31 protein-coding genes and 1 pseudogene are annotated in these 26,252 nt (G+C 66.8%); 12 read left to right on the top strand and 20 right to left on the bottom strand.

Translation table 11 applies throughout. From position 1 onward, the window contains the following. Positions 1 to 29: 29 nt before the first annotated feature. Genes B1A78_RS10220 through B1A78_RS10205 form a run of 4 tightly spaced genes read right to left on the bottom strand, consistent with a single transcriptional unit; the run spans position 30 to position 1,932 of the window. On the bottom strand, positions 30 to 971 hold the full coding sequence (locus B1A78_RS10220; protein ID WP_077146866.1) for an alpha/beta fold hydrolase: 942 nt from the start codon (positions 969 to 971) through the stop codon (positions 30 to 32). 4 nt (positions 972 to 975) lie between these two features. Then, complete coding sequence (locus tag B1A78_RS10215) at positions 976 to 1,167, bottom strand: helix-turn-helix transcriptional regulator (RefSeq protein ID WP_077146865.1); 192 nt, start codon at positions 1,165 to 1,167, stop codon at positions 976 to 978. After that, positions 1,164 to 1,751 carry a hypothetical protein gene (locus B1A78_RS10210; RefSeq protein ID WP_077146864.1) on the bottom strand — a complete coding sequence of 196 codons (588 nt, stop codon included), beginning with the start codon at positions 1,749 to 1,751 and terminating at the stop codon, positions 1,164 to 1,166. Before B1A78_RS10210 ends, B1A78_RS10215 begins: the two co-directional genes overlap by 4 nt. Next, positions 1,741 to 1,932 (bottom strand): hypothetical protein, encoded by a 192-nt coding sequence (locus B1A78_RS10205; protein WP_077146863.1) that lies wholly within the window; start codon positions 1,930 to 1,932, stop codon positions 1,741 to 1,743. Before B1A78_RS10205 ends, B1A78_RS10210 begins: the two co-directional genes overlap by 11 nt. A 172-nt stretch (positions 1,933 to 2,104) precedes the next feature. On the opposite strand from B1A78_RS10205, the gene B1A78_RS10200 reads away from it, so the two are divergent. Continuing rightward, positions 2,105 to 2,596, top strand: coding sequence for a hypothetical protein (locus B1A78_RS10200; protein WP_218667960.1), 492 nt, complete (start codon positions 2,105 to 2,107; stop codon positions 2,594 to 2,596). On the opposite strand, the gene B1A78_RS10195 is transcribed toward B1A78_RS10200, so the two are convergent. Further along, the gene (locus B1A78_RS10195; RefSeq protein WP_077146861.1) at positions 2,593 to 3,003 is read right to left on the bottom strand and encodes a MerC domain-containing protein; all 411 of its coding nucleotides are present in this window, start codon (positions 3,001 to 3,003) and stop codon (positions 2,593 to 2,595) included. The two genes, B1A78_RS10200 and B1A78_RS10195, sit on opposite strands and share 4 nt — an antisense overlap. Before the next feature lie 158 nt (positions 3,004 to 3,161). Here B1A78_RS10195 and thrS point away from each other — a divergent pair, with 158 nt between their 5' ends. Genes thrS through B1A78_RS10180 form a run of 3 tightly spaced genes read left to right on the top strand, consistent with a single transcriptional unit; the run spans position 3,162 to position 6,777 of the window. After that, positions 3,162 to 5,165, top strand: a complete 2,004-nt coding sequence (thrS, locus tag B1A78_RS10190) for a threonine--tRNA ligase (RefSeq protein ID WP_077146860.1) — start codon at positions 3,162 to 3,164, stop codon at positions 5,163 to 5,165. Further along, positions 5,162 to 6,019 (top strand): metallophosphoesterase, encoded by an 858-nt coding sequence (locus tag B1A78_RS10185; protein WP_077146859.1) that lies wholly within the window; start codon positions 5,162 to 5,164, stop codon positions 6,017 to 6,019. The genes thrS and B1A78_RS10185 overlap by 4 nt, the downstream gene beginning before the upstream one ends. Further along, positions 6,016 to 6,777: a sulfite exporter TauE/SafE family protein gene (locus B1A78_RS10180; protein WP_077146858.1), complete on the top strand. Its 762-nt coding sequence runs from the start codon at positions 6,016 to 6,018 to the stop codon at positions 6,775 to 6,777. Before B1A78_RS10185 ends, B1A78_RS10180 begins: the two co-directional genes overlap by 4 nt. Here B1A78_RS10180 and B1A78_RS10175 read toward each other — a convergent pair. Both B1A78_RS10175 and B1A78_RS10170 read right to left on the bottom strand, forming a co-directional pair. Then, on the bottom strand, positions 6,774 to 9,275 hold the full coding sequence (locus B1A78_RS10175) for an ABC transporter permease (RefSeq protein ID WP_077146857.1): 2,502 nt from the start codon (positions 9,273 to 9,275) through the stop codon (positions 6,774 to 6,776). The genes B1A78_RS10180 and B1A78_RS10175 overlap by 4 nt on opposite strands. Beyond that, complete coding sequence (locus tag B1A78_RS10170) at positions 9,275 to 9,991, bottom strand: ABC transporter ATP-binding protein (RefSeq protein ID WP_077146856.1); 717 nt, start codon at positions 9,989 to 9,991, stop codon at positions 9,275 to 9,277. The genes B1A78_RS10175 and B1A78_RS10170 overlap by 1 nt, the downstream gene beginning before the upstream one ends. A gap of 16 nt (positions 9,992 to 10,007) precedes the next feature. Here B1A78_RS10170 and B1A78_RS10165 point away from each other — a divergent pair, with 16 nt between their 5' ends. After that, entirely contained in the window at positions 10,008 to 10,721 is a 714-nt protein-coding gene (locus tag B1A78_RS10165) for an arylesterase (RefSeq protein WP_077146855.1), read from the top strand. Between the two features lie 87 nt (positions 10,722 to 10,808). Here B1A78_RS10165 and B1A78_RS10160 read toward each other — a convergent pair whose 3' ends face one another. Then, the gene (locus B1A78_RS10160; protein WP_077146854.1) at positions 10,809 to 11,456 is read right to left on the bottom strand and encodes an MOSC domain-containing protein; all 648 of its coding nucleotides are present in this window, start codon (positions 11,454 to 11,456) and stop codon (positions 10,809 to 10,811) included. 135 nt (positions 11,457 to 11,591) lie between these two features. On the opposite strand from B1A78_RS10160, the gene B1A78_RS10155 reads away from it, so the two are divergent. Further along, entirely contained in the window at positions 11,592 to 12,656 is a 1,065-nt protein-coding gene (locus B1A78_RS10155) for a L,D-transpeptidase family protein (RefSeq protein ID WP_077146853.1), read from the top strand. A 66-nt stretch (positions 12,657 to 12,722) separates the two neighbouring features. Here the strand turns inward: B1A78_RS10155 and B1A78_RS10150 are convergent, their stop codons facing one another. The 5 genes from B1A78_RS10150 to B1A78_RS10130 all read right to left on the bottom strand — a co-directional run bounded on the left by B1A78_RS10150 (position 12,723) and on the right by B1A78_RS10130 (position 16,430). Continuing rightward, positions 12,723 to 13,181, bottom strand: a complete 459-nt coding sequence (locus tag B1A78_RS10150; protein ID WP_077146852.1) for an outer membrane protein — start codon at positions 13,179 to 13,181, stop codon at positions 12,723 to 12,725. Positions 13,182 to 13,407: 226 nt separating this feature from the next. Beyond that, complete coding sequence (rlmN, locus tag B1A78_RS10145; RefSeq protein WP_077146851.1) at positions 13,408 to 14,652, bottom strand: 23S rRNA (adenine(2503)-C(2))-methyltransferase RlmN; 1,245 nt, start codon at positions 14,650 to 14,652, stop codon at positions 13,408 to 13,410. Between the two features lie 45 nt (positions 14,653 to 14,697). Next, on the bottom strand, positions 14,698 to 15,054 hold the full coding sequence (locus tag B1A78_RS10140; protein ID WP_144037764.1) for a hypothetical protein: 357 nt from the start codon (positions 15,052 to 15,054) through the stop codon (positions 14,698 to 14,700). 109 nt (positions 15,055 to 15,163) lie between these two features. Continuing rightward, a complete protein-coding gene (locus B1A78_RS10135) occupies positions 15,164 to 15,508 on the bottom strand; it encodes a hypothetical protein (RefSeq protein ID WP_077146849.1) in 345 nt (114 codons plus the stop codon). Positions 15,509 to 15,686: 178 nt separating this feature from the next. Further along, positions 15,687 to 16,430 carry an SDR family oxidoreductase gene (locus B1A78_RS10130; RefSeq protein ID WP_077146848.1) on the bottom strand — a complete coding sequence of 248 codons (744 nt, stop codon included), beginning with the start codon at positions 16,428 to 16,430 and terminating at the stop codon, positions 15,687 to 15,689. 115 nt (positions 16,431 to 16,545) lie between these two features. Between B1A78_RS10130 and B1A78_RS10125 the strand changes: the two genes are divergently transcribed. Beyond that, positions 16,546 to 16,938 carry a helix-turn-helix domain-containing protein gene (locus B1A78_RS10125; protein WP_077146847.1) on the top strand — a complete coding sequence of 131 codons (393 nt, stop codon included), beginning with the start codon at positions 16,546 to 16,548 and terminating at the stop codon, positions 16,936 to 16,938. A gap of 93 nt (positions 16,939 to 17,031) precedes the next feature. Here the strand turns inward: B1A78_RS10125 and B1A78_RS10120 are convergent, their stop codons facing one another. Beyond that, positions 17,032 to 17,367: a UrcA family protein gene (locus tag B1A78_RS10120; RefSeq protein WP_077146846.1), complete on the bottom strand. Its 336-nt coding sequence runs from the start codon at positions 17,365 to 17,367 to the stop codon at positions 17,032 to 17,034. Positions 17,368 to 17,518: 151 nt separating this feature from the next. Here B1A78_RS10120 and B1A78_RS10115 point away from each other — a divergent pair, with 151 nt between their 5' ends. After that, on the top strand, positions 17,519 to 18,400 hold the full coding sequence (locus B1A78_RS10115) for a LysR family transcriptional regulator (RefSeq protein WP_077146845.1): 882 nt from the start codon (positions 17,519 to 17,521) through the stop codon (positions 18,398 to 18,400). Positions 18,401 to 18,491: 91 nt separating this feature from the next. Next, positions 18,492 to 19,028 (top strand): M15 family metallopeptidase, encoded by a 537-nt coding sequence (locus tag B1A78_RS10110; protein ID WP_077146844.1) that lies wholly within the window; start codon positions 18,492 to 18,494, stop codon positions 19,026 to 19,028. A gap of 400 nt (positions 19,029 to 19,428) precedes the next feature. On the opposite strand, the gene B1A78_RS10105 is transcribed toward B1A78_RS10110, so the two are convergent. After that, positions 19,429 to 20,118, bottom strand: a complete 690-nt coding sequence (locus B1A78_RS10105; protein ID WP_077146869.1) for an aspartate/glutamate racemase family protein — start codon at positions 20,116 to 20,118, stop codon at positions 19,429 to 19,431. 4 nt (positions 20,119 to 20,122) lie between these two features. Beyond that, a complete protein-coding gene (locus tag B1A78_RS10100; RefSeq protein ID WP_077146843.1) occupies positions 20,123 to 20,620 on the bottom strand; it encodes a hypothetical protein in 498 nt (165 codons plus the stop codon). 173 nt (positions 20,621 to 20,793) lie between these two features. Here B1A78_RS10100 and dnaN point away from each other — a divergent pair, with 173 nt between their 5' ends. Next, a complete protein-coding gene (dnaN, locus tag B1A78_RS10095) occupies positions 20,794 to 21,909 on the top strand; it encodes a DNA polymerase III subunit beta (protein ID WP_077146842.1) in 1,116 nt (371 codons plus the stop codon). 2 nt (positions 21,910 to 21,911) lie between these two features. After that, positions 21,912 to 22,295: a hypothetical protein gene (locus tag B1A78_RS10090; RefSeq protein ID WP_077146841.1), complete on the top strand. Its 384-nt coding sequence runs from the start codon at positions 21,912 to 21,914 to the stop codon at positions 22,293 to 22,295. Positions 22,296 to 22,323: 28 nt separating this feature from the next. Here the strand turns inward: B1A78_RS10090 and B1A78_RS10085 are convergent, their stop codons facing one another. Then, positions 22,324 to 23,664, bottom strand: a complete 1,341-nt coding sequence (locus tag B1A78_RS10085) for a sorbosone dehydrogenase family protein (protein ID WP_077146840.1) — start codon at positions 23,662 to 23,664, stop codon at positions 22,324 to 22,326. 132 nt (positions 23,665 to 23,796) lie between these two features. Between B1A78_RS10085 and B1A78_RS10080 the strand changes: the two genes are divergently transcribed. After that, a complete protein-coding gene (locus B1A78_RS10080; RefSeq protein WP_372236873.1) occupies positions 23,797 to 24,048 on the top strand; it encodes a hypothetical protein in 252 nt (83 codons plus the stop codon). Between the two features lie 4 nt (positions 24,049 to 24,052). On the opposite strand, the gene argC is transcribed toward B1A78_RS10080, so the two are convergent. The 3 genes and pseudogenes from argC to B1A78_RS10065 all read right to left on the bottom strand — a co-directional run. Further along, on the bottom strand, positions 24,053 to 24,973 hold the full coding sequence (gene argC, locus B1A78_RS10075) for an N-acetyl-gamma-glutamyl-phosphate reductase (protein WP_077146839.1): 921 nt from the start codon (positions 24,971 to 24,973) through the stop codon (positions 24,053 to 24,055). 4 nt (positions 24,974 to 24,977) lie between these two features. After that, positions 24,978 to 25,919 carry a C40 family peptidase gene (locus B1A78_RS10070; RefSeq protein ID WP_256837665.1) on the bottom strand — a complete coding sequence of 314 codons (942 nt, stop codon included), beginning with the start codon at positions 25,917 to 25,919 and terminating at the stop codon, positions 24,978 to 24,980. A 77-nt stretch (positions 25,920 to 25,996) separates the two neighbouring features. Then, positions 25,997 to 26,252: pseudogene (locus B1A78_RS10065) on the bottom strand (hypothetical protein); the annotation flags it as partial.

Below are 26,252 nucleotides of genomic sequence, written 5' to 3'. Positions count from 1 at the left end.
GGGCAAGGGCGGGGGGCATCGATCGGCGGCTATTCGCCGAGAAATGCATCCACGGCGCGCGCAAAAACCTCGGGCTGGTCGAGCATGATGAAGTGCCGGCTCCCCGGCACGATCTGCGCCTTGAAGCGTGCCAGTCCCGCATATTGCGGTTCGAACGCCACCTTCGCGCGCTCGGCGGGCATCAGGCTGTCGTCCTGCGCGTAGAGCAGGGTCACGGGTGCGGTCACCGCCGCGAGTTCGCCGCGCATGTCGGTCACCATCACGTCGCGAAAGACCTGCGCCGTGACGCGCGGGTCGGCGGTGCGCGTCCAGCCAGCAATCGCGGTGCGCCCCGCCGCCGTGTTCGACATGCTCCCCGCCATGCTCATCGGCCCGGGGTCGGTCGCGGGACCGGCGGGCACCGGCTGGCCATATTGCGCGCGCATCATCGCCGCCATCTGGTCGGCCTGCGGCGTCACGCTCTCGACCGTCGCGGCGGGATTGAAGAGCAGCCCGATGAAGGGCACGGCATCGACGATCATCAGCTTTCCGATCTCGCCCGGTGCTCGCGCCGCGACCATCAGCCCGGTCAACCCGCCCATCGAATGGCCGATCACCGCGGGGGCCGGGCGCCCGGCATCGGTGATGCAATCGTCGATATAGTCGGCAACCTCGGCCACCACGCCGACCAGTACCGGGCCTTCGGCGTTGATCCCGGCATCGTCGCCGAAACCGCGGATCTGGATGCGGTGCAGCCGGTATCGGCCCTTGAGCCGTTCGGCGGTCGCATCCCACACCGCACGCGGACTCGACAGGCCGGGGATCAGCACGACGTCGGGGGCGCCCGTAGCATCTGGCCCCTCGACCAGCACGGTGATGCGTTTGCCTTCATTGAGGCCGGCGGGGCAGGGTTCGGCGGCTTTCGCCCGCGCCCCGATCAGCAGCGCGATGCCCAGGATGAACAGGGCGGCGACGGAAAAACGATGTTTCATGCGATCAGTCTCTCTGGAAAATTTCTTCGATGGGCATGCCGAACAGGTCGGCGATGCGGAAGGCGAGGGGCAGCGACGGGTCATATTTGCCGGTCTCGATCGCATTGACCGACTGGCGCGACACTTCCAGCCGCTCGGCGAGATCCTGCTGGCTCCAGTCGCGCTCGGCGCGCAGGACTTTCAGGCGGTTCCTCACGCGCCGCGCACCATGCGCCAGATCTGCGCCGCGCCCAGCCCAAAGCCCCACAGCGGCACGACCAGCCAGCCGGGCGCGTGCGGTACGACGCCAAAGCTTTCCAGAAAGCCCCACACGGTCGCGACCGCGAGGACGACGCCCATGCCGACCAGCGCGTTGCCGATATTGCGCATCTTCAGATATTCGTCGGTTTCCTCGACCAAATAGCGATGGAAGGACCAGACCATATAAAGGATGGGCAGGGCGGGAAGGATCGCGATCGCCCACAGCAGGGGCCCTTGGGGATGCAGCCGGTCGTTGACCGTGATCGCCAGAAACAACATGGCGACATAGGCGAAGGACCAGGTCAGCGCCCGGCGATTATATCGCTGCAGCGCGGGCGAGGCGCATCCCTGCGCCGCGCTGCTGCGTTCGACCGAGCGGATCATCGGGATCAGCAGCAGCATCGGCGGAAGCATGACGATCATCGTCCAGACGCCGCTCAGGCCGGCGACCCGCGCTCCGATGCCCGTCCCGAACATGCCGATGAGGAACAGGGCGACCCAAAAGACCGAGCTGCGGCGTGCCGCGACCTCAGCCGACATGTCGGGCGCCCTCCTGCCGCAGAGCGCAGCGCGCCGTTCGCGCCAGCGTCGCCACCATTACCAACGGTAACACGGTGACGAGCGAGCTGGCCGTCGCCGCCGGAATGATGTCCGCCGCGCCGGCGAGCGCGATCAGCAGGATGGCGATGGCCCATGGCAGGGCGCGCAGGATTTGCTGCATTGGTCAAGCTCCCTTGTTAATCAGTCAAGGAACATTGACAAGATGAGTCGCTATTGTCAAGTAGCATTGACATAATGACAAGGTCGCTCTTACCGTGCGCTCTTGCGTCGCAAGAGTCCGCAGGCCATCACGCAGGCCGACGTGCCGCCGCCGCGGCGATCAGGGGATTGAAATGAAACGACTAAGCCCGGCTCTTGCGCTCATGCTCGTCGCCTGCGGCGCGGCGCCAGCAGCGGGCGAGGACGAGGCCAAGGCGCGTGCCAAGGCCGAGGCCGTCCTCGCCCAGGGCGCTGCCGAAGCGAAGACCGGCTGGCAAAAGGGCCAGTCCGCGCCGCCCGTTGCCGACACGCTCGAGGCGGAGGTCGCCTGCACGCTGCAATGGGAAACATGGGGCATGGCGATCAACGACGGCCGCCTCGTCGACCAGGTCATGGCCGCGATGCCGTCCGAAATTCAGCTGAAACCCGCCTTCGACATCCACGGCCGGTGGAGCGAGAAGGCACTGTCGCGACAGGATGCGGCGGGCGGCGATCCGCGCCCGATCTTCGAGGCGTCCAAGCGGCTCAGGCCCGCGATCGAGGCGGCGTTCGACAGCGCCTTCACCGGCAAGCCCGGCGCGCTCGAAGCCTACGTCGAAAAACTGTCGGCCTGCCGTAACCCCTAGGCACACGGCCGGCGGTGCGACAGCCGCCAATTGGCGACATGCGCCGCGGCGAGCGCCAGCGCCCCCGCGGTGGTGAGCAGCCGGTCGCCCGCCTCGGGGTCGATCGCGGCGAACCATCCTTCATGCGCGGCCAGTCCCAGCGCCAGCAAGGCGAGCCCCGCCGCCGCGGTCACCGCGGGCGCCGATCGCCGATGCCGGTGCCAACCCCCGCGCATCGCACCATAAGCGGCGGGCAGCGCCAGCGTCAGGATCGCCGCATGCGTCCATTCGGGAAGCGCGATCCAATGGCCGATCGCGGGCGCGAGCAACAGCAGCATCGGCAGCGCGAGGCAGTGGATCAGGCAGGTCGCCGACAAGGCCAGGCCGATCAGGTCGGCGAGGCGCGGGCGCGCGGCGGGCAGGGGCATGGGGGAGCTTTCGTGAGGCGGTTGGCCTGTCCAGATAATGATACATTATATCATTGCAAGCGCAATTGCCGCCGCCGTTGCGAATCCGCCCCTTGCCGCTCCTATCGCATGCTGGCAAAGGGGCGCTCTTTACCCCGCCAGAAAGGCCGATTTTTCCAATGTCCCAGATGATCCGCGTCACCCTTCCCGATGGCTCTGCCCGTGAAGTTGCGCGCGGGACTACCCCGGCCCAGATCGCGGCCGACATCGGACCCGGCCTCGCCAAGGCCGCGCTCGCGGCGAAGATCGACGGCGAGCTGCGCGACATCATGCGGCCGCTGGAGGAAGACACGAACCTCGCGCTGGTGACGAGCCGCGATGAGGCCGACGCGCTCGAACTCTTTCGCCACGACTTTGCGCATGTGCTGGCGGAGGCGGTGCAGAACCTGTTTCCGGGCACGCAGATCACCTTCGGTCCCTCGACGAACGACGGTTTCTATTATGATTTCGCGCCGACCGCCGAGCACGGCCCGTTCCGCGACGAGGAGCTGCCGCTGATCGAGGAGGAGATGCGCAAGATCATCGCCGCCGACCTGCCCCTCACGCGCGAGGTGTGGGAACGCGATGCGCTGATCGCGAAATGGGCGGCCGATGGCGAGAGCTTCAAGGCCGAATGGGCGCACGAACTGCCCGAGGGCGAGGAACTCACCGTCTATCGCAGCGGCGACGGCTGGATGGACATGTGCCGCGGCCCGCACCTCGCCTCGACCGGCAAGCTCGACCCCGCAGCGTTCAAGCTGACGCGCGTCTCGGGCGCCTATTGGCGCGGCGACCAGAAGAATGCGCAGCTCAGCCGGATCTACGGCACCGGCTGGCTCAACAAGAAGCAGCTCGCCGAACATCTCGTCCGGCTCGAGGAAGCCGCGAAGCGCGACCACCGCAAGATCGGGCGCGAGATGGACCTGTTCCACCTGCAGGAAGAGGCGCATGGCAGCGTCTTCTGGCATCCCAAGGGCTATCGCATCTATCGCGAGCTCGAGGCCTATATGCGCCGCGCGATCGACGGCGCCGCCTATCAGGAGGTCAAGACCCCTCAGGTCATGGACGCCAAGCAGTGGGAACAGTCGGGCCACTGGGGCAAATATCGCGAGAATATGTTCGTCATCCCCGACGAGGTGCCGAACATCGAGGATGAAGGCCCGCTCGTTTCGGACGATGCCGAGTGGATGGCATTGAAGCCGATGAACTGCCCGGCGCACGTCCTCATCTTCCGCCAGGGCATGAAGTCGTACCGCGACCTGCCGCTGCGCATGGCCGAAATGGGCTGCTGCCACCGCAACGAGCCGCATGGCGCGCTGCACGGCATCATGCGCGTGCGCCAGTTCACGCAGGACGACGGCCATATCTTCTGCCGCGAGGACCAGATCGTCGAGGAAGTGCGGTCTTTCTGCGAACTGCTCGACCGCGTCTACAAGCAGCTCGGTTTCGAAAAATATGCGGTGAAGCTGGCGCTGCGCCCCGAGATGCGCTTCGGCACCGAGGAAATGTGGGACAAGGCCGAGGCCGAACTGCGCGAAGCGGTCGAGCGCGCCGGCATGGCGAACGACGATTATGGCTGGGAAGAATTGCCCGGCGAGGGGGCCTTTTACGCGCCGAAGTTGGAATTCCACCTGACCGACGCGATCGGTCGCACCTGGCAGTGCGGGACGATCCAGTCCGACCGCGTGATGCCCGAACGCCTCGACGCGGCTTATGTGGGCGAGGATGGCGAAAAGCATCGCCCGGTGATGCTCCACCGCGCGATCCTCGGCACCTATGAGCGATTCATCGGCATCTTGATCGAGCATTTCGCGGGCCGCTTCCCGGTCTGGCTCGCGCCGGTGCAGGCGGTGGTCGCGACGATCGTCAGCGACGCCGACGATTATGCCAAGGATGCGCTCGCGCAGCTCACCGCTGCGGGCATCCGCGCCGAGAGCGACCTGCGCAACGAGAAGATCAACTACAAGGTCCGCGAACACAGCCTGCAAAAGGTCCCCTACCTCCTCGTCGTCGGTAAGCGCGAGGCCGAGGAAGGCACGGTCGCGATCCGCACGCTCGGGCAGGATGGCCAGCGCATCATGCCGCTCGCCGAGGCGATCGCGATGCTCAAGGGCGAGGCGACCCCGCCCGACCTGCGCGGTTGAGCGCGGCCGCGAGCAAGCCGCGCCGCCGGTGGCGGCGCTGGCTGTTGCTGCTGGTCCTGCTCGGGCTGCTGCTGATCGGCCGCGGGCTGTGGAACGCCAGCGCCGATCCGATCATCCGCACCGCGAGTGTCGAACTCGCCGACTGGCCCGCGGACGCGCCGCCGATGCGCGTGCTGCTCGTCTCCGACACGCACGTCGCGGGTCCCGATATGCCGCCCGAGCGGCTCGCGGCATTGATGCGCCGCTTCAATGGTCTGAAGCCGGACCTGATCCTGCTCGCGGGCGATTTCCACAGCGGCAAGACGCTGGCGACGCGCCACTATTCGGCCGCCGAACTGACCGCGCCCTTTGCCGAGGCGAAGGCGAAATATGGCGTGATCGCGGTGCTCGGCAATCATGACTATTGGTTCCAGCCCGAACCGATCGCGAAGGGCATGAAGGCCGCGGGTGTCACCGTGCTGCGCAACCAGGCGGTGCGGCGCGGGCCGCTGATCGTCGGTGGGGTCGACGACGAGATCACCAATCATGACAATCTGAAGCGCACCTACGCCGTGATGGATGCGCTGGGGCCAGGGCCGCGCATCCTGACGACGCACAGCCCCGACATCGTCCCCGACCTGCCCGCGCCGGTCGATGTCGTCTTCGCGGGCCACACCCATTGCGGCCAGATCGCGCTGCCCTTCGTCGGGCCGCTCACCCACGCGTCGAGATATGGCGATCGCTTCGGCTGCGGCGCGATCACCGACGGCGGCCAGAAAATCTTCGTCGGCGCTGGGCTCGGGACCAGCATCTTGCCGCTGCGCTATGGCGTGCCGCCCGACGTGTGGCTGGTAACCCTAGGCCCGAAATCATGAGCGGTGTCCAGCAACTCGTCGGTATCGCGCCGCTCACGCTGGCGGGCGCCGGCGCGATGACCTTTGGCGCCGCCTATGTACGCGGACTGACCGGTTTCGGCATGGCGATCATCCTCGTGCCGTTGCTCGGCCTCATCATCAGCCCTGAAGAAGCGGTGGTGCTCGGCATATTGCTCCAGCTGCTGATCGGCCCCGTCGGCATCCGCATCATCATGGCCGACGCCGACCGGTCGACTGCGGTCCTGATCGCGCTGCTCGCGATGGTGACGACGCCGCTCGGCATGGTCGCGCTCGACGCGACGCCATCGGACATCGCGCGGCTGCTGATCACGCTGGCCGCTGTCGGCGCCTTCATCGCCGTGCTGCTTCCGAAGCATCCCGATGGCCACCGCCCGACCCGCGCCGCGGTGGCGGGCACGGGCTTCGCGTCGGGCATCCTCACCGGCTTTGCGGCGATGCCCGGGCCGCCGGTCGTGCCCTTCTACCTGCGCCGCTCGCTCGACCCCAAGGTCGCCCGCGCATCGATGCTGCTGATCTTCTTCGGCACTGCGATTGCGGGCACGCTTGCCGCGCTGTGGGTCGGCATTGCGACGTGGAAATTGTTCCTGATCGCGCTGATCCTCTTTCCGCCGATGTGGCTCGGCAACCTTGTCGGCGCGCGCCACTTCGGCCGCGTCCCCGCGCATGTGTGGCAGGCGATGGTCGCCGCCGTGCTGGGGCTGGCGGCGATATCGGCGGTGGTGCGGCTCTTGAACTAGAGGCTGCGCAGCGCGCTCGCGGGCCGCACCGACAGCAACGGCCAGCTTCCGGCAATCCCGATCAGGAACGCCAGCCCGGCGCCGCCGAGCAGCGTCATGCCGATGATGAACGGATCGGGCGCGAAGCCGAAGTCGAAGATCTGCGTCACGACATACCAGCCGGCACCAAGGCCCAGCCCGAGCGAGAGTGCAGCAAGGATCAGTGCGAGCACGGCATATTCCAGCCCCTGCGCGCCGAGGATCTGCCCGCGCGTCGCGCCGAGCAGCTTCAGGATCACACTGTCGTAGACGCGTCGTTCGCGGCTCGCCGCGATCGCGCCGATCAGCACCGCGATGCCGGCGAGGATCGCGATGCTCGCCGCGGCGGCGATCGCCTGGCTCATCTGGGTGAGCAGGGTCGTGACCTGCCCGATGACGTCGCGCACCGCGATCAGCGAGGCGGAAGGGAAGGCGCGCGGGATGCTGCGTGCCAGCTCGGCTTCGGCCGCGGGCGGCACCGCCACCGTTGCGACCATATTGTGCGGCGCGGCGTCGAAGCTACCCGGCGAAAAGACGAGCACATAGTTCAGCCCGAAATTGTCCCATTCGACCGTGCGGAAGGACGCCACTTTCGCTTGCACCTCGACCCCCAGCACGTTGACCGACAGCGTGTCGCCGATCTTGAGGCCGAGCGATGTCGCGACCTCCGCCTCGACGCTGACCAGCGGCGGCCCCTTGTAGTCGGCGGGCCACCACTGGCCTGCCGTCAGTTCGCTGCCGTTGGGCAGCGTCGGGCTGTAGGTCAGCCCGCGGTCGCCGCGCAGCACCCACGCGCCCTCGGGCAATTGTTCGAGCTCGTCGACGCGCTGGCCCGCATATTCGGTGACGCTGCCGCGCAGCGCCGGGATCAGGTTGATATCGGCGTCGGGCGCCGCCTTGGTAATCATCGACCGGAACTGGCCAGCCCCGTCGCGCGGGATGTCGAGCACGAAGAAGCTCGGCGCGCGCTGCGGCACGGTGCGTGAGATTTCGGCGGTGATGCTCGTCTGGATCGCCGCGAGCGTGACGAACAGGGTGAGGCCGAGCCCGAGCGCCACCACCAGCGCGCCGGTGGCGGCACCGGGGCGGTGGAGGTTCGCGACCGCGAGGCGGAGCAAGGGCTGCTTCGGGCGCGGCACGAGGCTCGCACCCTTGCGGACCAGCCAGCCGATGCCGACGAGCAGCAGCAGCAGCCCCGCCGCGGCGCCGATGAAACCGAGCGCGAAGAGCGGCTCGCGCGCCGTCCCGACCGCGAGTGCAACGATGGCCGCCAGCGCCGCGCCCACCGCGAAAATCGTCCGCTTTTCCGGCCGTCCCGCACCGTCGATCGTCGCGCGGAACAGCCCCGCCGCCGGCACCCGCCGCGTCGCGGCGAGCGGGGGCAGCGCGAAGGCGATCGCGATGAGCAGGCCATAGGCGGCGCTGATCGCCAGCGGCAACGGATAGATGGCGACGCCGGGCTTCACCGGCAGCACATCGCCCGCGATCGCCGAGATCGCTGCGGGCGCCAGCGCGCCGACAACGAGGCCGGCGAAGATCGACACTGCCGCGACGGCAAGGATCTGCAGGCCATAGATGCGCATCACCGTACCGCTGTCGGCGCCGAGCACCTTCAAGGTCGCGAGCCCCGGCCGTTTGCCCGCAAGATAAGAAGCGACGCCATTGCCGACGCCGATCCCCGCGATTACCAGCGCCGCGAGCCCGACGAGCGACAGAAATTGCCCCATGCGCTCGATGAAACGCCGCGTCCCCGGCGCGCCATTGCTGCGGTCGGTGATCTCCCACCCCGCCTCGGGGAATTTCTCGGTCAGCGTCTTGCCGACCGTCTCGGGATTGGCGCTATTGGGCAGGCGAACGCGATATTTGCTCTCGTAGAGGCTGCCCGGCTGGATCAGCTTCGTGGCCTCAAGGTCGCCCAGCCCGATGATCGCCACCGGGCCGAGCGTGAAACCTTCGCCCAGCCGGTCGGGCTCTTCGGCGACAATGCCGTCGATGTGGAAGCTCTTGTCGCCGAACTTGACCTGCTCGCCGACCTTGAGCTGCAGCCGCGACGCGAGGTCGGCGCCGATCCAGATCGCGCCCACCGGCGGCGGCCCGCGCCGCACGCCGCTTTCGAGCCGCATCGTCCCGTACAGCGGATAGGCGCCGTCGACCGCCTTAAGCTCGGACAGCAAGGCCTCGCCGTCGGGGTCGTTCGCCATTGCCCGCATCCGCACCGTCGCCGATGCCTGTCCGACGTCGCGAAATGCCGCCATTTCGGCTTCACTCGCCTGCCGCTGCGGCAGCCCGAATTCGATATCGCCGCCGAGGATCGTCTGCCCGCGCACCTCGAGTTCGGAGGTGATGCCGCGCGTCAGGCTGCCGATCGCGGCGAGCGTCGCAACGCCGAGGAACAGGCAAACCGCGAGCAGCCGGAGCCCGCGAATCCGCGTCGCGAGGTCGCGCCTTGCGATGCGCCAGAGAGCGGCGAAGGGCAGCATCAGCGCGGTGTCCTACCGGCGCGTTCCTCGTCGATCCGCCCGTCGTGCATCACCAGCACGCGGTCGCAATGCTCGGCAAGTTCGGGATCATGCGTGATGACAAGCAAGGTCGCGCCGAGTTCCTTGCCGCGCGAGAAGAGCAGGTCGACGATCGCATGGCCGGTTGCGGTGTCGAGATTGCCCGTCGGCTCGTCGGCGAACAGGATCGCGGGCTCACCCGCCATCGCGCGCGCGATCGCGACGCGCTGCTGCTCGCCGCCCGACAGCTGCGCGGGATAATGGGTGAGGCGATGGCCGAGACCGACCGCCTTCAGTTCCTGCGCCGCGCGGCCGAACGGATCGGCGTGGCCCGCCAGCTCGAGCGGCACCGCGACATTTTCCAGCGCGGTCATCGTCGGCAACAGGTGAAAGGCCTGCAGCACGATGCCGATCCGTCCGCGCCGCGCGCGCGCGAGGCCGTCCTCGTCCAATGTGGTGAAGTCGGTCCCCGCGACATGGATCGTCCCGCCGCTCGCGCGTTCGAGCCCCGCGAGCACCGCCATCAGCGAGCTTTTTCCCGACCCCGACGGCCCGAGCAACGCGACCGATTCGCCGGCGGCGACGCTCAGGTCGATGCCGCGCAAAATTTCGACGGGGGCCTTGTCGGTGCCGAGCGTGAGCGTCACATTATGGGCGGCGATCGCGGCGTCAGCCGGCGGTCGGGAGAGATCGGTCAAGAAGGGACCCTTTGGAATGATCAAGGCCGGATGGCGCTCGTTTTTGGTATATGGTTGCGTGATCGCGCTTTGCCAACCGCTCGCCGCATGCGGATCGGCGGAAAATGGCGCCGCTTCGACGAAGGATGCCGAACCTTCGACCAAGGCCGCCGCGATCCCCGCCGACGCGCCGCTCGTCATTGCCTTCGGTGACAGCCTTTATGCGGGCTATCAGCTCGGCCCGAAGGAAGGCCTCGCGCCGCAATTGCAGGCCGCGCTCGCCGCCGACGGCGTTGTCGCGCGTGTCCAGAACGCGGGGGTGTCGGGCGACACCACGCAGGCGGGACGCCAGCGGCTCAATTTCGTGCTCGACAATGCCAAGGTGAAGCCCGCGCTCGTGCTGCTCGGCCTCGGCGGCAACGACATGCTGCGCGGCATTCATCCCGCGCAAACGCGCGCCAATCTCGACGCGATGCTCGCCGAACTTCAGAAGCGCGACATCCCGGTCGTGCTCACCGGCATGATGGCATCGCCGAACATGGGCAGCGACTATGCGACGGCGTTCAACCCGATCTATCCCGAACTCGCGGCCAAATATGACGCGAGCCTCTATCCCTTCATCCTCGACAATGTGGTGACGAACAAGGCGCTGATGCTTGGCGACAATGTCCACCCCAATGCGAAGGGGGTCGGGGTGATCGTCGAGGGGCTGGCGCCGCTGGTCGAGGACGCGCTGCCGGATACCAATTAGGTCCGTCATTGCGAGCGCAGCGAAGCAATCCAGAGCATGCGTAAACCGCCCTGGATTGCTTCGCTGCGCTCGCAATGACGATGCTTGTTAACCCAGCAATTTCCCCGCGCGCACGCGCCACGTCGCGGCCAGCACGTCCATCTCCGCCAGCGCGCGCAGCGCGTCGGGCTCGCGTTTCCCGGCGCCGCCGATCAGCAGCGCGAACACCCGCTCGACGCTCCAGTCGGGGAGGGGGCGATCGACCAGTTCGAGCACGTCGCCCGCCGCCACCGCGCCATCCTCGATCACCCGGTAGTACCAGCCGCTGCGCCGCGACTTGACCACCGTGGCGGGCACGCTCGCGATGCCGAAACGGTGGCCGAGCTTCCAGCACGGCTGCCGCCCCTGGCTGATCTCGACCAGCGCGCTGCCGAGGCGATAGCGGTCGCCGATGCACGCCTCGCTCTCGACCAGCCCCGCGGTCGAGATATTCTCGCCGAACGCGCCGGGCGCGTCGAGCAGCGCATGGTCGCCCAGCGTCGCGGCCCACCAGCCATAATGATCGCGCGGATAATGGTGGATTGCCTTGTCGGTGCCGCCATGGACGGTCAGGTCGGCCTGCTCGTCGCCCTCGATGCCGAGCGCCCGGACGCGCAGCGGTCCCGCCACCACCTGTTTCGCGATCGCGCTCGGCTCGCCATCGTCGCCAAAGGCGCGCGCCTTGCCGGTCAGCACGGCGTCGATCGCATAATCCATGCTGCCCTCCGTTCGCGTCGTTCGACCTCGGCGCTAGCGCCGCGACGACGCCCGCACAAGCCGGCCCGGCGCCGTGCCTTGCATCCTTCCTGCGCCGCCAACGTTGATAGGCTGGACCCTCCACAGGAGCATCGCGTGAAAATTATTCCCTGTTTGCCTGCCCTTATCCTCCTCGCCGGATGCAATTCTCCCACCGAAAGCAAAACAGACAAGCCCGCCGAGCGCAGCGCCCCTGCCGATGCCGGGACGCTCCGCTTCACCGATGCCAAGGCGGCGACGCCCTTCGCTGAGCCGCCGGTCTTGCGCGCGCAGGTGATCCTCGCCCAGCTCGGCTTTTCGCCCGGGGTGATCGACGGCAAGGAGGGGCAATCCTATGTCGCGGCGCTGCGCGGGTTCCAGGCGGCGCACGACCTCGACGAAAGCGGCAAGCTCGACGACGCGACGCTCGCGAAGCTGCAGCAGTGGAATAATGTCGCCGCGACCCGCCTCGTCGTCATCCCCGCCGCCTTCGCCGCCGGCCCCTTCGTGCCCGATTTTCCCGACGATGCCGCCGACCAGGCGAAGCTGCCCGCGCTCGGCTATCGCAATCTGATGGAGGCGCTCGCCGAGCGTTTCCACACCACGCCCGAGACGATCGTCGCGCTCAACACGCCCGAAACGCCGATCGGCGCGGGCAAGACGCTGCGCGTCCCCAATATTCCCGATGTCGATCCGCTGCCGGCCGCCGACGATGCGCGCGGCTGGGGCGCGACCTTGCAGAAACTGGGTGTCGCCGCGACGCAGCCCGCCGCCGACAAGGTCGTCGTCGACAAGAGCGAGGGCGTGCTCAAGGCCTATGACGCGGACGGTAAGCTGATCGCTCTGTTCCCCGCGACGATGGGCAGCCACCGCGACCCGCTGCCGATCGGGACGTGGAAGATCCAGGGCGTCAGCCGCAACCCCGATTTCCATTATAATCCCAAGCTGTTCTGGGACGTCAGCGACAACAAGGACGCGCAATTGCTGCAGCCCGGTCCCAACGGCCCGGTCGGCGTCGTCTGGCTCGACCTCAACAAGCCGCACTACGGCATTCACGGCACCAACGAACCGCACACCATCGGCCGCGCCGAAAGCCATGGCTGCGTGCGCCTGACCAACTGGGACGCCGCACGCCTTGCGCAGATGGTCAAGCCGGGGACAGCGGCGGTTTTCCAGAACTAAGCGGCCCCAACGAAAAAGGGCGGCCCCGCAGGGCCGCCCTTCCTGTTCGTTCGATTTTCCGAAAAATCAGAAAGCGAAGCCGACGCCAGCGACGAAGCTGTCGAAGTCGCCGAAGTTGCTGATGAACTGGTGGCGATATTCGACCTTGCCATAGACGTTCGAGCCGAACTTGTGCTGGTAGCCGGCACCGACATACGGATCGTCGATGTCGCTGAAGGTGTAACCGCCGGTCGCGTACAGCTTGCCGCTGTCGCCGAGCTTCGCACCGATGCGGCCACCGGCCGAGAACTGGACGTCCGCGCCGTCGACGAGGACCTTGTCGCCGGCGACTTCGGCGCCGACGAATGCGGTGCTGCCGAGGTCGAAATCATAACCTGCTGCGAGGCCGAGCGTGCCTTCGTCGATCCCGTTGCCGGTGATCAGGCCGCCGCGAACTTCGACATGGCCTTCGCCGCCTTCGGCAGCGAACGAGGGGGTGGCGACGACGGCCGAGAGGAGAGCGGCTGCAACTGCGAACTTCTTCATTTTCTTTTCCTTTTGCTTTGGTGGGACACATTCTTTTGGAGCGCGACCCGGGGCCTAAATGGCGATTTCGCCTGTCGCTTCAATGAATGGATCATTCAGATTGTGACAATTTTCTTACCTGTGTTGTTTTTGCAACACACGGGGCCGCCGACACAACGAGGCGCGGGGCGCGGTTGGGCGTCCCGGGCGGTCGATTGTGATAATGTGGTCGCGGCGCGGGCGCCGGTCAGCCGAGCGCGGCCTGCTTTTCCTCGGCGATGCGGTCGAGTTCGGCGCGCGTCGGCTTGGTCGCCGCGCTTTTCAGCTGCCCGCACGCCGCCATGATGTCGCGCCCGCGCGGGGTGCGCACCGGCGCCGAAATCCCGGCCTTGAAGATCAGGTTACTGAACGCCTTGACCCGTTCGGGGGTCGAACATTCATAGGCCGCGCCGGGCCATGGGTTGAAGGGAATCAGGTTGACCTTGGCGTGCAGTCCGTAGTCCCTGATCAGCCGGACGAGCTCGCGCGCATCGTCGTCGCTGTCATTCTTGTCCTTCAGCATCACATATTCAAAGGTGATGCGCCGCGAATTGCCCGCGCCCGGATAGGCGGCGCAGGCCTGCAGCAATTCCTCGATGCCATATTTGCGGTTGAGCGGCACGATCTCGTCGCGGATTTCCTTGGTCACCGCGTGCAGCGAGACTGCGAGGTTGACGCCGATTTCCTCGCCGGCGCGCGCCATCATCGGCACCACGCCGCTGGTCGACAGGGTGATGCGGCGCCGCGACAGCGCCAGCCCGTCGCCGTCCATGACGATCTTGAGCGCGCCCTTGACCTCGTCGAAATTATACAGCGGCTCGCCCATGCCCATCATCACGATGTTGGTCAGGATGCGGCCGTCGGCGGTGTAATGACCGCCTTCGTCCTCTTCGTCGTCGTCGGGATCGGGGCCGAAACCGGCCATCGTGCCCTTCGGCCATTCGCCCAGTTCGTCGCGTGCCAGCATCACCTGCCCGACGATTTCCCCCGCCGCGAGGTTGCGGACGAGGCGCATCGTACCCGTGTGGCAGAAACGGCAATTGAGCGTGCAGCCGACCTGGCTCGATACACAGAGCGTTCCCCGATCGGCGTCGGGGATGAAGACCATCTCATATTCCTGGCCGTCGGCGGCGGCGAGCAGCCATTTGCGCGTGCCGTCGCTCGACACCTGCGCCTCGCGCACCGTCGGGCGGCCGATGATGAAACGGTCGGTGAGCCAAGGGCGCATCGCCTTGGCAATATCGGTCATCACCTCGAAATCGGTGACCCCGCGATGATAGATCCAGTGCCAGATCTGCTTGGCGCGCAGCTTGGCCGCCTTGGCATCAAGGCCCGCCTCGACCAGCACCCCGCCGATGGCGTCGCGGGTCAGCCCGACCAGGTCGATACGGTTGCCCCCGCGCAAGGGGACGGTGCCCGTCGTGACGGGGTCGATATGGCCGGGAATCTGCATGATGCGCGGCCATATAGTGGGGAAGGGCGATTTGTGCAATCGGGCCTAGCGACAGTGCAGGATGGCGGCGCGGTGACGCGGGGCAAGCTCGCCCTTGGGACGGCGCACCACGATACGCGTCGGCTGGTCGGGAAGCACCATGACCTCGATGCTCCATACCGGATTGTAAAGGCGATAACGCGCCATGCGGTCGTCGTCCATCCAGTCGGGAACCCGCGTCGTGCGTCGCAGGGGCAAGTGGCCGGTTGCATCTTCGCGCAAGCAATCGAGCACCGCCCGCGCGGTGCGGGCGCTTTTCAGGTCGAGCACGGTCGGAGCGGCCTTCAGATCAGCTTGATGCCGCGCGCTGACCAGCCAGAGACCGCCGACCAGTGATGCGAAGACGGGCAGGGCGATTGCCATCAGCCATCGTCGCGATACGCGCGCTATGCGCTGGTCCCGGGATTCGCCATCGGCCATTGCAAGGCCGCGCATAGCCCGGCCTCGCGTCGCTGTCGCGCGCCTTGGCTCGTCAGTGCGCCCGCGCCTCGCCCAGCGCCTCGGCGAAAGGTTCGGCGCAGCCCACGGCTTCTTCGGGCGGCACGCCCGCGCACTTCGGGAAGATCGCGTCGAGCCGGCGGCGCAGCGTGTCGTCGAAGGTCGGCTGGTTCGAGATGCGCGCGTTGCACACGGTCAGTTCGGACCGGATCGCGCCCTTGATTCGCTCGAGCCCGTCGGGGGTCAAAATGCCCGCGTTGAGCAGTTCTTCGCACAGCTGGATCAGCCCGACGGTGGTCGCATGCGCGCGCAGGCCGATGAAATCGAGCGTCCGGTGCCGCTCGCGGGCTTCCGCATCACAGCGGCTGGTTACAGTCATTCCGGCATCTCCCTCTCCGTTGCCGTGGCGACCGCACGGCGCGCCCTTGGGGCGTCTTCCGTGTCGTTCGAGGGGGATCATGCGCCGAGTCCGGGACTTCGGCAAGCGCTTATGTAACTAAGTGTCTCAAACTGGCCACAGCAAGCAATATCCCCTCCCTCGCGGGAGGGGAATGCGATCACAGCGACTTCAGCATGCCCAGCACCGCGGGCACATTGCCATTGGCCTCGGCGTTGCGCAGCGGCAGCACATTCTGGACCAGGATTTCCTCGGGCGTCGGCTGGGCCGCGAACAGGCCCATCACTTCGTCGGCGAAATCGTCGAGCGGCATATAGCCCTCGCGCGTCGACTGGCCGGGGGTCAGGTCGGTGCGCACCGCGGGCGGCGCCAGTTCGATCACCTCGACCTTGCCTTCGAGCTGGATGCGCAGCGCGACCGAGTAGCTGTGCATCGCCGCCTTGGTCGCCGAATAGGTCGGCGCCTTCGGCAGCGGCACGAACGCCAGCCCCGACGTGACATTGACGATCGCGGCATCGTCCTGCGCCGCCAGATGGTCGACCAGCGCGTCGGTCAGCCGGATCGGCCCCAGGATGTTGGTGACCACGGTCGCCTCGGCATGCGCGAGGTCGCGTTTCGTGCTGGCATCCTCGGGGGCCATGATGCCGGCATTGTTGACCAGCACATTGAGCGCGGGGAAGCGCGCGACGATGTCCTTGGCGAAGGCGGCGATCGCATCGGCGTCGGTGACGTCGAGCGCTGTAGCCGTCATGTTCGGCCGTCCGGCGATTGCGGCGTCGAGTTTCGCGGCGTTGCGCCCGGTGATGATGACGTGGTTGCCGGCGTCGTGCCAGCGCTGCGCGAGCGCGAGCCCGATGCCCGAACCGCCGCCGCTTACCAGGATCGTGTTGCCTGTGGTCTTCATGATCGTTTCTCCATTGGGGGTGGTGAGACCGGCCAGATAGGCCTATACTCTCCAAAAGAAAGAAGGCACTGAAAAGTGCTATACTTACCGAGAAGAAAGATTTGGATTTTTCGCCATGTCAGCTCCTGAAAAAAGTCCGCACACGCATTCAGAACCGCTCGACCCGCGCGTTGAGGCGCTGGTCAACGAGTTGATCGGCCGAGTCGCCGACAAATGGACGATGCTGATATTGGAGGCGCTGGAGGATCATGGCGAGTGCCGCTTCACGCGGCTGGCAGGGCTGGTGCCGGGAATCAGCCAGAAGATGCTGACGCAGACGCTGCGCGCCATGGAGCGCGACGGGCTGGTCCATCGCACCGTGCACCCGGTGATCCCGCCCAAGGTCGAATATCGGCTGACGGGACTCGGTCAGAGTCTCGGCGAGGCCTTTTGCGGCGTCTGGCTCTGGGCCGAGGCCAATCTGGACCGGGTCGAGGGCGCGCGGGCGGACTTCGACGCGCGCGCCTGAAGCCGGGCGCCGGTCCCGCCCGCATAAAAATGGCGTGCCCCCGCCTTGGCAGGGGCACGCCAGCGAGCCTGGAGTGCCTCAGGCTTCAGCGGATCACTTCGCGATCGACGTAACCCGGATCGGTTCGCCGCGCGTCGCGCTCGCGACGACGGCATTGGCCTCGATCGCCGCGACGGCCCTGGTGTCGCGGCGACATTCGCGCACCTCATTCTTGCCCGCGAGGTCGAAGTCCGACGCGGTGCCGCACACGTCGACCACCGCGCGCCAGATGCGGCGATCGAGCGTCTTGGTCCCGCTTTCGCTGCGCAGGTCGAGGTCGGAGTGCTGGACGACCGCGGTGCGCGGCGCGGCGGCGGGTGCGGTCTGGGCAAAGGCGGGCTGGCCGAGCGTGGTGGCGGCGAGCGCGGCGAGGATCAGAAGCTTTGACATCTTGTGTCTCCTTCGGCCGGCTGAAGAGGAGGGGAGGAAGCCGGTAAGACACAGATAAACCCCGCCCCCGGGCTGCGGGAGCAACGATGTTGGCGGACCATTCTGCAAAATTGCAGAATGCACGCGCGCGGCCTATATCGCACAAGGCATTATGTTCGACTGGAACGACCTCAAATCCTTCCTCGCGGTCGCCGATACCGGCAGTACGCTGGCGGCGGCGCAGGCGCTGCGCGTCAGCCAGACCACCGTCGCGCGCCGCATCGCCGCGCTAGAGGAGGCGACCGGGGTCGCGCTCTTCGAACGGCGGCAGGCGGGCTATGCGCTGACCCCGGCGGGCGAGGGGCTGGTCGCGCATGCGATGGCGGTGCGCGACGCCGCCGACCGCTTCGGCGCGGCGGCAGGGGCGCAGTCGCGCGACGCCGGCGGCACCGTCAGCCTGACGACGATGGAGATTTTCGCGGTCACCGTGCTGCCGCCGATCCTGCGCGACCTGCGCGCCGCGCATCCCGGCATCCATATCCATCTCGACACCGCCGACGAACAGCGCGACCTGTCGTCGGGCGCCGCCGACATCGCGATCCGCAGCAGCAAGCAGCCGACCGGGGCGGGGCTTGTCGGGCGGCGCATCGCCGACAATCCCTGGACCGTCTATTGCAGCCGCGACTATGCCGACCGCCACGGCATCCCGCACACGCGCGAGGAATTGGCGATGCACCCCTTCATCGGCGGTGGCGGCCATGTCTGGGAACCCTATCTCGCGTGGCTGCGCCAGCACCGGCTCGAAGAGGCGGTGGTGATGAAATATGACACCGGCTCGGGGCTGCTCGCGGGGGTGCGCTCGGGCATGGGGCTGACGATACTGCCCGCCTTCCTTGCCGACCGCGAGCCCGACCTCATCCGCTGTATCCCGCCCAAAAACGAGGACACGACCGGGCTGTGGCTGCTCACCCACGAACGGCTGCGGCATGTCCCGCGGGTGCGGCTGGTGCTCGATTTTATCGCAAAGGAACTGACGAAGCTGGCGCGGGCATAAACCTCCACTTCGGTCCCATCTCCGCTACCGGCCTCCGCAATCGAACTTATGCTGCCATCGATCCGCTGACCATCTGGGGGGAGGGAAGATCATGGCCATATCGCTCGACGGGCTCGATGACGATTTTCGCGCGTCGCTGGAAAAGACGCTCGACGCTTGTGCGAAGGTGGGGGTCGTCATGATCCCCTATTTCGGACGGCGCACCCCGCTCGAACAGGCAAAGCTGTGGCGACAGAGCCGAACGAGGCAGCAGATCGATGCCGGCATTCAGAAATTGAAGGACCATGGCGCGCCTTTTCTGGCCGATTGCATCGCTTCGGCCGGCCCGCAGCATGGCCCGCATGTGACCGGCGCGATGCCTGGATTTTCCTGGCATCAATGGCTCGAAGCGATGGACTGTTATTGGGAGCGGGACGGCGACGCCGAATGGAGCACCGACCTGCTCGGCGAGAAGAACGGCTATCGTATCTTCGCTAGCAAGGCGACCGCCGCCGGGCTGACCGCCGGCGGCTATTGGCAGTCGCTCAAGGACTGGCCGCACGTCCAGAAACGCGCAAGCGGCAGCCCCGTTTCGGCGGGCATGACCTATGCCGAAATCAATGCGAAGATGCAGGAACTATACGGCTGACCCGCTGATGTTGCCGCCGATGCATCCGATCTGACGCGGCAGCCGACGAAAGCGCTTTCCTAAAAAACATCGCCATGCTTCACACTGGTGGGTGAACGTCGCCGACGCCTTTGCCTGCCCGCCGTCGCGGCTGTTCCGCCTGGTGCTTAAGGTCGCAAAATCCTCATTCTTCCATCGCGCACCGGGGGCTTTGGTGGCCTCAAGCGCGCTTCCCGGCGTTGGCGAATGGCATTTCAGTGTGAAGTTGCGCAGTTTTCCGGGCATTTTTGCAACTGGTTCAAACCTTCGTCACCCCGGACTTGATCCGGGGTCCCGCTTGTCGGGACGGGGAGCAGGCGGCGCGTCCGAACGTGATTTCACTGTGAAGTTCGGCAGATTTGCGCCATTTTCTGCTCGGGCCTCAGTCGAGCGCCATCGCCACCGCGGCCTCGACGTGCAGCGCCAGCGTGTCGAACAGCGGCACCGTGCTGTCGCTCGCATCGACCAGCAGCATGATCTCGGTACAGCCCAGCACGATCGCCTCGGCGCCCTCGGCAACCAGCGCCGCGATGATGCGGCGATATTCGGCACGCGAGTCTGCGCGGATCACGCCCTGCACCAGCTCGTCATAGATGATGCGGTGCACCGTTGCGCGGTCGGCGTCGCCGGGGATGATCGCCTCGATCCCCGCCGCCGCTATGCGCCCGGTGTAAAAGGGCTTCTCCATCGTGAACGCGGTACCGAGCAGCCCGACGCGCGTATATCCTGCCGCGCGGATCGCGGCGATGGCGGGGTCGGCGATATGGAGCAACGGCACGTCGGTCGCCGCTTCCACGGCCTCGGCGCACAGGTGCATCGTATTCGCGCAGATCAGCAGCATGTCGGCGCCGCCGGCCGCCAGCGACGTCGCCGCCTCGGCCATTTGCGCATCGAGCATGTCCCAGTCGCCGCTCGCCTGCAGCGCGGCAACCGGTGCGAAGTCGAGCGACAGCATCAGCACGCGCGCCGAATGCAGCCCGCCCAGCCGCGCCTTCACGCCCTCGTTGATCAGGCGGTAATATTGCGCCGAGCTTTCCCAACTCAAACCGCCGATCAGGCCGATCGTCTTCATGGCGTCACCCCAGGCTTGCGCAGCCGAGCGCCGCGGCATCGATCGCGGTCGCCGCGCCGCGCAGGCGATAGGTGTCGGCGATCGATCCGCCGTTGCCGCTCACGCTCTCGACGCTCATGCTCGGCGCCGATCGCATCGCCGCGATGATCGCAGCGTCCATCCGTGCGTCGCTGGCCCAGCCATGCGCGTCCTTTCCGGTCAGGATGAAACGACGGCTGCCGATCGTCAGCCGCAATTCGCTGCCGGCGCGCCGCGCTTTCGACAGGCGGACGTAAAATTGGCCCCGAATGCGCGATTTGGGCCAGTAGCCGACGCTCGCATAGGCTTTGATCTGCGGCGTGCCGATCGTCGCGGCGGGGGCGGCGATGGCATAGCAGCGCGGCGTCGCCGGGTCGCGAAACGCCCCCCAACCGTCGAACACGCCGAGCGCGGTGCGCGGCGCCGCGAGCGCCATCGCGGGCAGCGCAGCGAGCAGGATCGACAGGGAAAGGGCGCGGCGCATCGGGCCTCGTTTGCGCGAAAACCGGCCTATTGCAAGCATCGCTTGCGCGGCGCACCACGCGCGTTAAGGAAGGTGGACATTTTCGGGGGTAGGGAATCGGGGCGCCGAATCGTTCGCGATATCCGCGCACCCGGGACTTCTCCCGCACGAGCACTTAGGATGGCGGAATAAAAATGAAAGCGACGATCGAACGCGCGGTACTTTTGAAGAGCCTCGGCCATGTCCAGTCGGTGGTCGAACGGCGCAATACCATCCCGATCCTGTCGAACGTGCTGATCGAGGCTGATGCGTCGGGCCAACTGAAATTGATGGCGACCGACCTCGATTTGCAGGTCGTCGAGACCATCGCGGCCCGGGTCGAAACCCCCGGCACCACCACCGTATCGGCGCACACCCTGTTCGAAATCGCCCGCAAGCTGCCCGAGGGCGCCGAGGTCAGCCTCGCCGCCGCCGAAGGCAAGATGCAGGTCAAGGCCGGCCGCTCGAACTTCAACCTGCCGACGCTGCCGCGCGACGATTTCCCGGTGATCGCCGAGGGCGACCTGCCGACCAATTTCGAACTGCCGGTCGCCGAACTGATCCAGATCATCGACAAGACGCGCTTCGCCATCTCGACCGAGGAAACGCGTTACTATCTCAACGGCATCTTCCTGCATGTCGCCGAGGATGCGAGCGGCCCGGTGCTCAAGGCCGCGGCGACCGACGGCCACCGCCTCGCGCGCTACACCGTCACGCGTCCCGACGGCGCGGGCGCCATGCCCGACGTCATCGTGCCGCGCAAATGCGTCGGCGAGATTCGCAAGCTGCTCGACGAGGCTGAGGGCAATGTCGAAATCAGCCTGTCGGCGACCAAGATCCGCTTCCAGCTCGGCAATGCCGTGCTCACCTCGAAACTGATCGACGGCACCTTCCCCGACTATAGCCGCGTCATCCCGACCGCGAACGACAAGCTGCTCAAGGTCGATCCCAAGAGCCTGTTCCAGGGCGTCGACCGCGTCTCGACGATCGCCAGCGAAAAGACCCGCGCGGTCAAGGTCGGGCTCGACAAGGATCGCATCACGCTGTCGGTGACGAGCCCCGAAAACGGCACCGCCGCCGAAGAACTCGCCGCCGCCTATGACAGCGACGCGATGGAGATCGGCTTCAACGCCCGCTATCTCAGCGACATCCTCGGCCAGGTCGACGGCGACAATGTCGAGCTTCACCTCGCCGACGCCAACGCCCCGACGCTGATCCGCGAAAGCGAGAAGAGCCCGGCGCTCTATGTCCTGATGCCGATGCGCGTCTGAGGATGCGTGTGAAATCGGCGTTCGGGCTGATCGCCGGCGCGGCGTTGTTCGCGGCACCGGCGGGAGCTAAAGCTCCGACGGGAGAGGATCATCGCGATGCCAATTGCTATGTCGCGCTCAGCTTGTTCGCGGCTTCGCCCCGCCACGGAGCCCCTCTCAGTGCCGAACAACGTCAGGCGCTTGATGCGGGCAGCAACTATTTTCTGGGCAAGCTGAAGGGGCGCAGCCCGGATCTCGATCTGGCGACGGTGATGACACCGGTCATCATACGGGACGTGTTGGCGAACCTGCCTGCGCAACTCGACAGCTGCATTCCCGAAACCGATGCACTCGAGGTGACGGCCAACCGGGCGATCGACCTGATACAGGCTGGGTTACAACCCTGAATCGCGCGCTCCGGGACGCGACGGTGACTTAGCCAGCCTTCGATACCCGCCAGATCGTGTTGCCGGTGTCGTCGGCGATCAGCGCGCTTCCGTCCTTCGCGACCTTAACGTCCGCCGGGCGGCCGCGCGTCGTCTTGGCGTCCTTCGACAGGAACTGGTCGAGCAGGGTGATCGGCAGTGCGTCGACGGGCTTGCCGTTCGCGCCGAACTTCACGAACACCACGTCGTAACCCGCGACCGGCTCGCGGTTCCACGACCCGTGCCGGGCGATCAGCGCGCCATTGGCGAAGCGGTCGCCGAGGTCGAGTCCGGTGGTGAAGGTCATGCCCAGCGGCGCGGTGTGTGCGCCCAGCGCATATTCGGGGCGCCTCACATATTGGCGGCGATCATCGGCATCGGGGGCGACGCGGCTGTCGACGAAACCGCCCCAATAATACCAGGGCCAGCCATAAAAGTCGCCCTCGTCGACTTCGGCGAGATAGTCGGGCACCAGGTCGCTGCCGAGCATGTCACGCTCGTTGACCACGGTCCACAACTGGTCGCTGCCCGGATAGAAGGCGAGGCCGACCGGGTTGCGGATGCCCGCGGCGAAGGTGCGCACATATTTGTTCTCGGGCCGCACCTCGAGCACCGCAGCGCGGCGGAACTCCTGGTTCATGCCCTTTTCGCCGATGTTGCTGTCGGCGCCGACGCCGATATACAGCCAGCCATTAGGTGCGGCGGCCAGGCTCTTGGTCCAGTGGCGGTTGGTGCCCTTGGCGGGCAGGTCGACGATCTTGGTCGGCTTGCCGCTCATGACGGTCTCGCCCTCGACATAGGGGAAGGCGAGCAGCGCGTCGGTGTTGGCGACATACAGCGTCTTGCCGACCAGCGCGATGCCATAGGGCGAGTTAAGCCCCGTGATGTAAGCGGTCTTGATCTCGGCCTTGCCGTCGCCGTCGGCGTCGCGGAGCAGGCTGATGCGGTTCGCCGATTTGCCGCCGGCGCCCGCCTTGCTCATCATCTTGCCCATGATCTGCCCCTCGATGCCCGACGTGTCACGCGGCGGGCTTTCGCTTTCGGCGACCAGCACGTCGCCATTGGGCAGCACGAAGATCGTGCGGGGATGCGCCAGCCCCTCGGCAAAGCGTTCGACGCGGAGGCCTGCAGCGACACGTGGGGCTTCGCCGGCCGGCCATTTGGTTGCCTCGGGAACGTTCATCGTCGGGATCGTCTGCGAATCCTGCGGCGCCATCACCGGCACCCGCCCGCTGAGTTCGGCGGTCGAGAAGCGCGCCACATCGGGTCGCGACATCACGTAAAGGATGATGCCGCCGACGACGAGGACCAGCAGCAGGGCGATGAGGATATATTTGAGGATCTTGCGCATGACGACATGTCTACACGCGCGAACGGCGACGGCAAAGGCGAAACGCGGGGCTATCCGTGGTTAACCGAATGCGGTCCGCGGTTAACCTTACCGGTCTGTTTAGCACTATTGGGAACGGCGCGGTGAGGGGGCGTGCGTAAAGCGGTCCGCGACATGATCGGGGACGCCATGCAGCTGCCAGCACCATTTCTTGCCGACCGCGCCGCGGTCGACGACGCGCAGGCGCTGATCCGCCTTCACGGCGAAGAGGCGGGCTATGCCGCCGCCGCGCGCGCCGAACAGTATCGCGCGCTCGGCAACCATATAAATTTCGCGCGCTGGCGCCAGATCGAGCGGCTGATCACCTATTTGTCGATCGACGACGTCCTCGACACCGTCCACTGATCGCCTAAAGCCGCAGCCCGGTGGTCTCGGGCAGGCCCGCCATAATGTTGAGGTTCTGGACGCAGGCGCCGCTGGCGCCCTTGCCCAGATTGTCGAGCCGCGCGACCAGCCGCAACTGCGTGCCGTCGGCGCTGGCATAGAGCATCAACTCCATCGTATCGGTCGCGGCATCACCCTTGCGCAGCAGGAGTTCGCCTTCATCGCCGGCGCGGCGCACGCGCACCAGCCGCGATCCGGCATAATGCGCCGCGAGCGCTTCATCGGCCGCATCGGCCGTCGGCGCGTCGAAGCTCAGCGGCACCTCGACCAGCATGCCGCGATAGACCGGCACCACCGCCGGCGCGAAGACGGGGGCGTGGACCAGCCCCGATCCTGCCTGCATCTCGGGAACATGCTTGTGGCCGAGCGACAGGCCATAGCTGCGAAAGCCGATGTCGGTTTCGGCCTCGAAGCGCGCGATCAGTTCCTTGCCGCCGCCCGAATAGCCCGACACGGCATTGACGCTCAGCCGTGCGTCCTTGGCGACGATGCCCGCCGCGACCAGCGGCGCGACCAGCGCAAGGAAGCCGGTGGGATAGCAGCCGGGGTTGCTGACCCGCGTCGAAGCGGCAATCGCGTCGCGCTGGCCCTCGGCCAATTCCGGAAAGCCATAGGTCCAGCCCGGCGCGACGCGATGCGCGGTCGACGCATCGATCACCTTAGTCCGGTCGTTCGCGATCATGCCGACGGCCTCGATCGCTGCGGCGTCGGGCAGGCAGAGGATAACGAAATCGGCATCGTTGAGCGCCTCGCGCCGCGCGGATGCATCCTTGCGGCGTGCCTCGTCGAGCGTCAGCAGCGAAAACTCGGCCCGCCCTGCGAGCCGCTCGGCGATTTCGAGGCCCGTCGTTCCCGCCGCGCCGTCGATGAAAACCGTCTGTGTCATAAGATTATTTCAGTCTTTTATAACCGCTCACCGGCGGTTCCTGTCCCTTGGCGACCGAACGCGCGATCACGTCGGCCAGCGGCTCAACCTTCACCGCCATCCATCGTCGGCTCGCGTGGATGACGTTGGTCGCGTCGGCCATGATGCCGACATGGCCGGGGAAAAAGACGAGATCGCCGCGCTCCAGCTGCGCCGGATCGACATCCTTGTCGGCGCCGAGCGCGGCGAACTGCAGGTCGCTGTCGCGCGGCAACTGGATGCCGGCGGCACCCCAGGCCAACTGGACCAGCCCCGAACAGTCGATCCCCGCCGCGGTGCGGCCGCCCCACAAATAGGGGGCATCGACCAGTTCCTCGGCGACGGTCGCGGCATCGGCTTCGACGACGTCGGTCTCGGCGAGCGCCGCGAGCGGCAGGTAGCCATGCGCGGTCGCCAGCCATTCGCCTTGCGGCTCGCCCATCATCAACGCCCCGCGCGGCAGCACCGCCGAACCGCCGCTTGCGGCATCGGGCGCGCTGTGCAGCAGGGCCTCGCTCGCGCGCACCCGGTGCGTCGGCGCGATCGGCGCGCCCAGCGCATCGGCGGCGAGGTAGCCGACATAATGATCGGCGAGGCAATAGCCCCACGCCCAGCCGCCGGTCAGGTCGAGCAGGGCAAATCCCTCGCCATAGAGCAATTCGCTCGTCTGGTCGGCGTCGAGCGACGGCGCACCGCGCAGCACGGCCGAGGGCAGCACGCAGCTGCTCATCATCGGCGCGGCATAATGCGGTGCGAAATGCTGGCCCGCGACCGCGATATCGGCAAGGTCGGGGCGGATCGCGACGACGCGCGGGTCATAGCTTTGCGACGTGCCGCTCAGGCCGAACCGGTCGCGTCCGGCGCCGACTGCGCCGGGGCGTCCCATGCGGATGCGGCCCGCCGCCAAATTTTCGACCTCTGCTGCCACGTCTTGTCCCGAATATACTGTCAAAACCGCCGTCCGGCGCTCAATCGCGGCGCATTAGCCCAGCGGCACGGCGTTTATCAAGAAACATCGCTCTTGCGCCGCCGGTCATAGCGGGACTGCAACATCGCCCACGCCGCGCGCATCCCCAGCGCCGCGCCGCCCTTGGGCCGTCCGTGCTTCGCCGAGGGGCGCCAGGCAAAGGTGTCGACATGCGCCCAGGCGATGCCGTCGGCGACGAAACGCTTGAGGAACAGTGCGGCGGTAATCGTCCCGGCAAAGGCCGACGCGCCCGCATTGCCCAGGTCGGCAAAGGCATCAGCTTCGACAGCGGCG

The organism is Sphingopyxis sp. KK2 (genome assembly GCF_001990265.1).
Classification (GTDB): Bacteria; Pseudomonadota; Alphaproteobacteria; order Sphingomonadales; family Sphingomonadaceae; genus Sphingopyxis.
The sequence above is the reverse complement of the archived record's forward strand: the minus strand, read 5'-3'. Positions and strand labels throughout refer to the sequence as shown.

What these genes read in the sequence shown, in the direction of transcription:
- B1A78_RS10220 (WP_077146866.1), bottom strand. Translation starts at nt 971, where the DNA reads ATGAAACATCGTTTTTCCGTCGCCGCCCTGTTCATCCTGGGCATCGCG.
- B1A78_RS10210 (WP_077146864.1), bottom strand. Translation starts at nt 1,751, where the DNA reads ATGTCGGCTGAGGTCGCGGCACGCCGCAGCTCGGTCTTTTGGGTCGCC.
- B1A78_RS10205 (WP_077146863.1), bottom strand. Translation starts at nt 1,932, where the DNA reads ATGCAGCAAATCCTGCGCGCCCTGCCATGGGCCATCGCCATCCTGCTG.
- B1A78_RS10200 (WP_218667960.1), top strand. Translation starts at nt 2,105, where the DNA reads ATGAAACGACTAAGCCCGGCTCTTGCGCTCATGCTCGTCGCCTGCGGC.
- B1A78_RS10195 (WP_077146861.1), bottom strand. Translation starts at nt 3,003, where the DNA reads ATGCCCCTGCCCGCCGCGCGCCCGCGCCTCGCCGACCTGATCGGCCTG.
- thrS (WP_077146860.1), top strand. Translation starts at nt 3,162, where the DNA reads ATGTCCCAGATGATCCGCGTCACCCTTCCCGATGGCTCTGCCCGTGAA.
- B1A78_RS10180 (WP_077146858.1), top strand. Translation starts at nt 6,016, where the DNA reads ATGAGCGGTGTCCAGCAACTCGTCGGTATCGCGCCGCTCACGCTGGCG.
- B1A78_RS10175 (WP_077146857.1), bottom strand. Translation starts at nt 9,275, where the DNA reads ATGCTGCCCTTCGCCGCTCTCTGGCGCATCGCAAGGCGCGACCTCGCG.
- B1A78_RS10165 (WP_077146855.1), top strand. Translation starts at nt 10,008, where the DNA reads ATGATCAAGGCCGGATGGCGCTCGTTTTTGGTATATGGTTGCGTGATC.
- B1A78_RS10160 (WP_077146854.1), bottom strand. Translation starts at nt 11,456, where the DNA reads ATGGATTATGCGATCGACGCCGTGCTGACCGGCAAGGCGCGCGCCTTT.
- B1A78_RS10150 (WP_077146852.1), bottom strand. Translation starts at nt 13,181, where the DNA reads ATGAAGAAGTTCGCAGTTGCAGCCGCTCTCCTCTCGGCCGTCGTCGCC.
- rlmN (WP_077146851.1), bottom strand. Translation starts at nt 14,652, where the DNA reads ATGCAGATTCCCGGCCATATCGACCCCGTCACGACGGGCACCGTCCCC.
- B1A78_RS10140 (WP_144037764.1), bottom strand. Translation starts at nt 15,054, where the DNA reads ATGGCAATCGCCCTGCCCGTCTTCGCATCACTGGTCGGCGGTCTCTGG.
- B1A78_RS10135 (WP_077146849.1), bottom strand. Translation starts at nt 15,508, where the DNA reads ATGACTGTAACCAGCCGCTGTGATGCGGAAGCCCGCGAGCGGCACCGG.
- B1A78_RS10130 (WP_077146848.1), bottom strand. Translation starts at nt 16,430, where the DNA reads ATGAAGACCACAGGCAACACGATCCTGGTAAGCGGCGGCGGTTCGGGC.
- B1A78_RS10125 (WP_077146847.1), top strand. Translation starts at nt 16,546, where the DNA reads ATGTCAGCTCCTGAAAAAAGTCCGCACACGCATTCAGAACCGCTCGAC.
- B1A78_RS10120 (WP_077146846.1), bottom strand. Translation starts at nt 17,367, where the DNA reads ATGTCAAAGCTTCTGATCCTCGCCGCGCTCGCCGCCACCACGCTCGGC.
- B1A78_RS10115 (WP_077146845.1), top strand. Translation starts at nt 17,519, where the DNA reads ATGTTCGACTGGAACGACCTCAAATCCTTCCTCGCGGTCGCCGATACC.
- B1A78_RS10110 (WP_077146844.1), top strand. Translation starts at nt 18,492, where the DNA reads ATGGCCATATCGCTCGACGGGCTCGATGACGATTTTCGCGCGTCGCTG.
- B1A78_RS10105 (WP_077146869.1), bottom strand. Translation starts at nt 20,118, where the DNA reads ATGAAGACGATCGGCCTGATCGGCGGTTTGAGTTGGGAAAGCTCGGCG.
- B1A78_RS10100 (WP_077146843.1), bottom strand. Translation starts at nt 20,620, where the DNA reads ATGCGCCGCGCCCTTTCCCTGTCGATCCTGCTCGCTGCGCTGCCCGCG.
- dnaN (WP_077146842.1), top strand. Translation starts at nt 20,794, where the DNA reads ATGAAAGCGACGATCGAACGCGCGGTACTTTTGAAGAGCCTCGGCCAT.
- B1A78_RS10090 (WP_077146841.1), top strand. Translation starts at nt 21,912, where the DNA reads ATGCGTGTGAAATCGGCGTTCGGGCTGATCGCCGGCGCGGCGTTGTTC.
- B1A78_RS10085 (WP_077146840.1), bottom strand. Translation starts at nt 23,664, where the DNA reads ATGCGCAAGATCCTCAAATATATCCTCATCGCCCTGCTGCTGGTCCTC.
- argC (WP_077146839.1), bottom strand. Translation starts at nt 24,973, where the DNA reads ATGACACAGACGGTTTTCATCGACGGCGCGGCGGGAACGACGGGCCTC.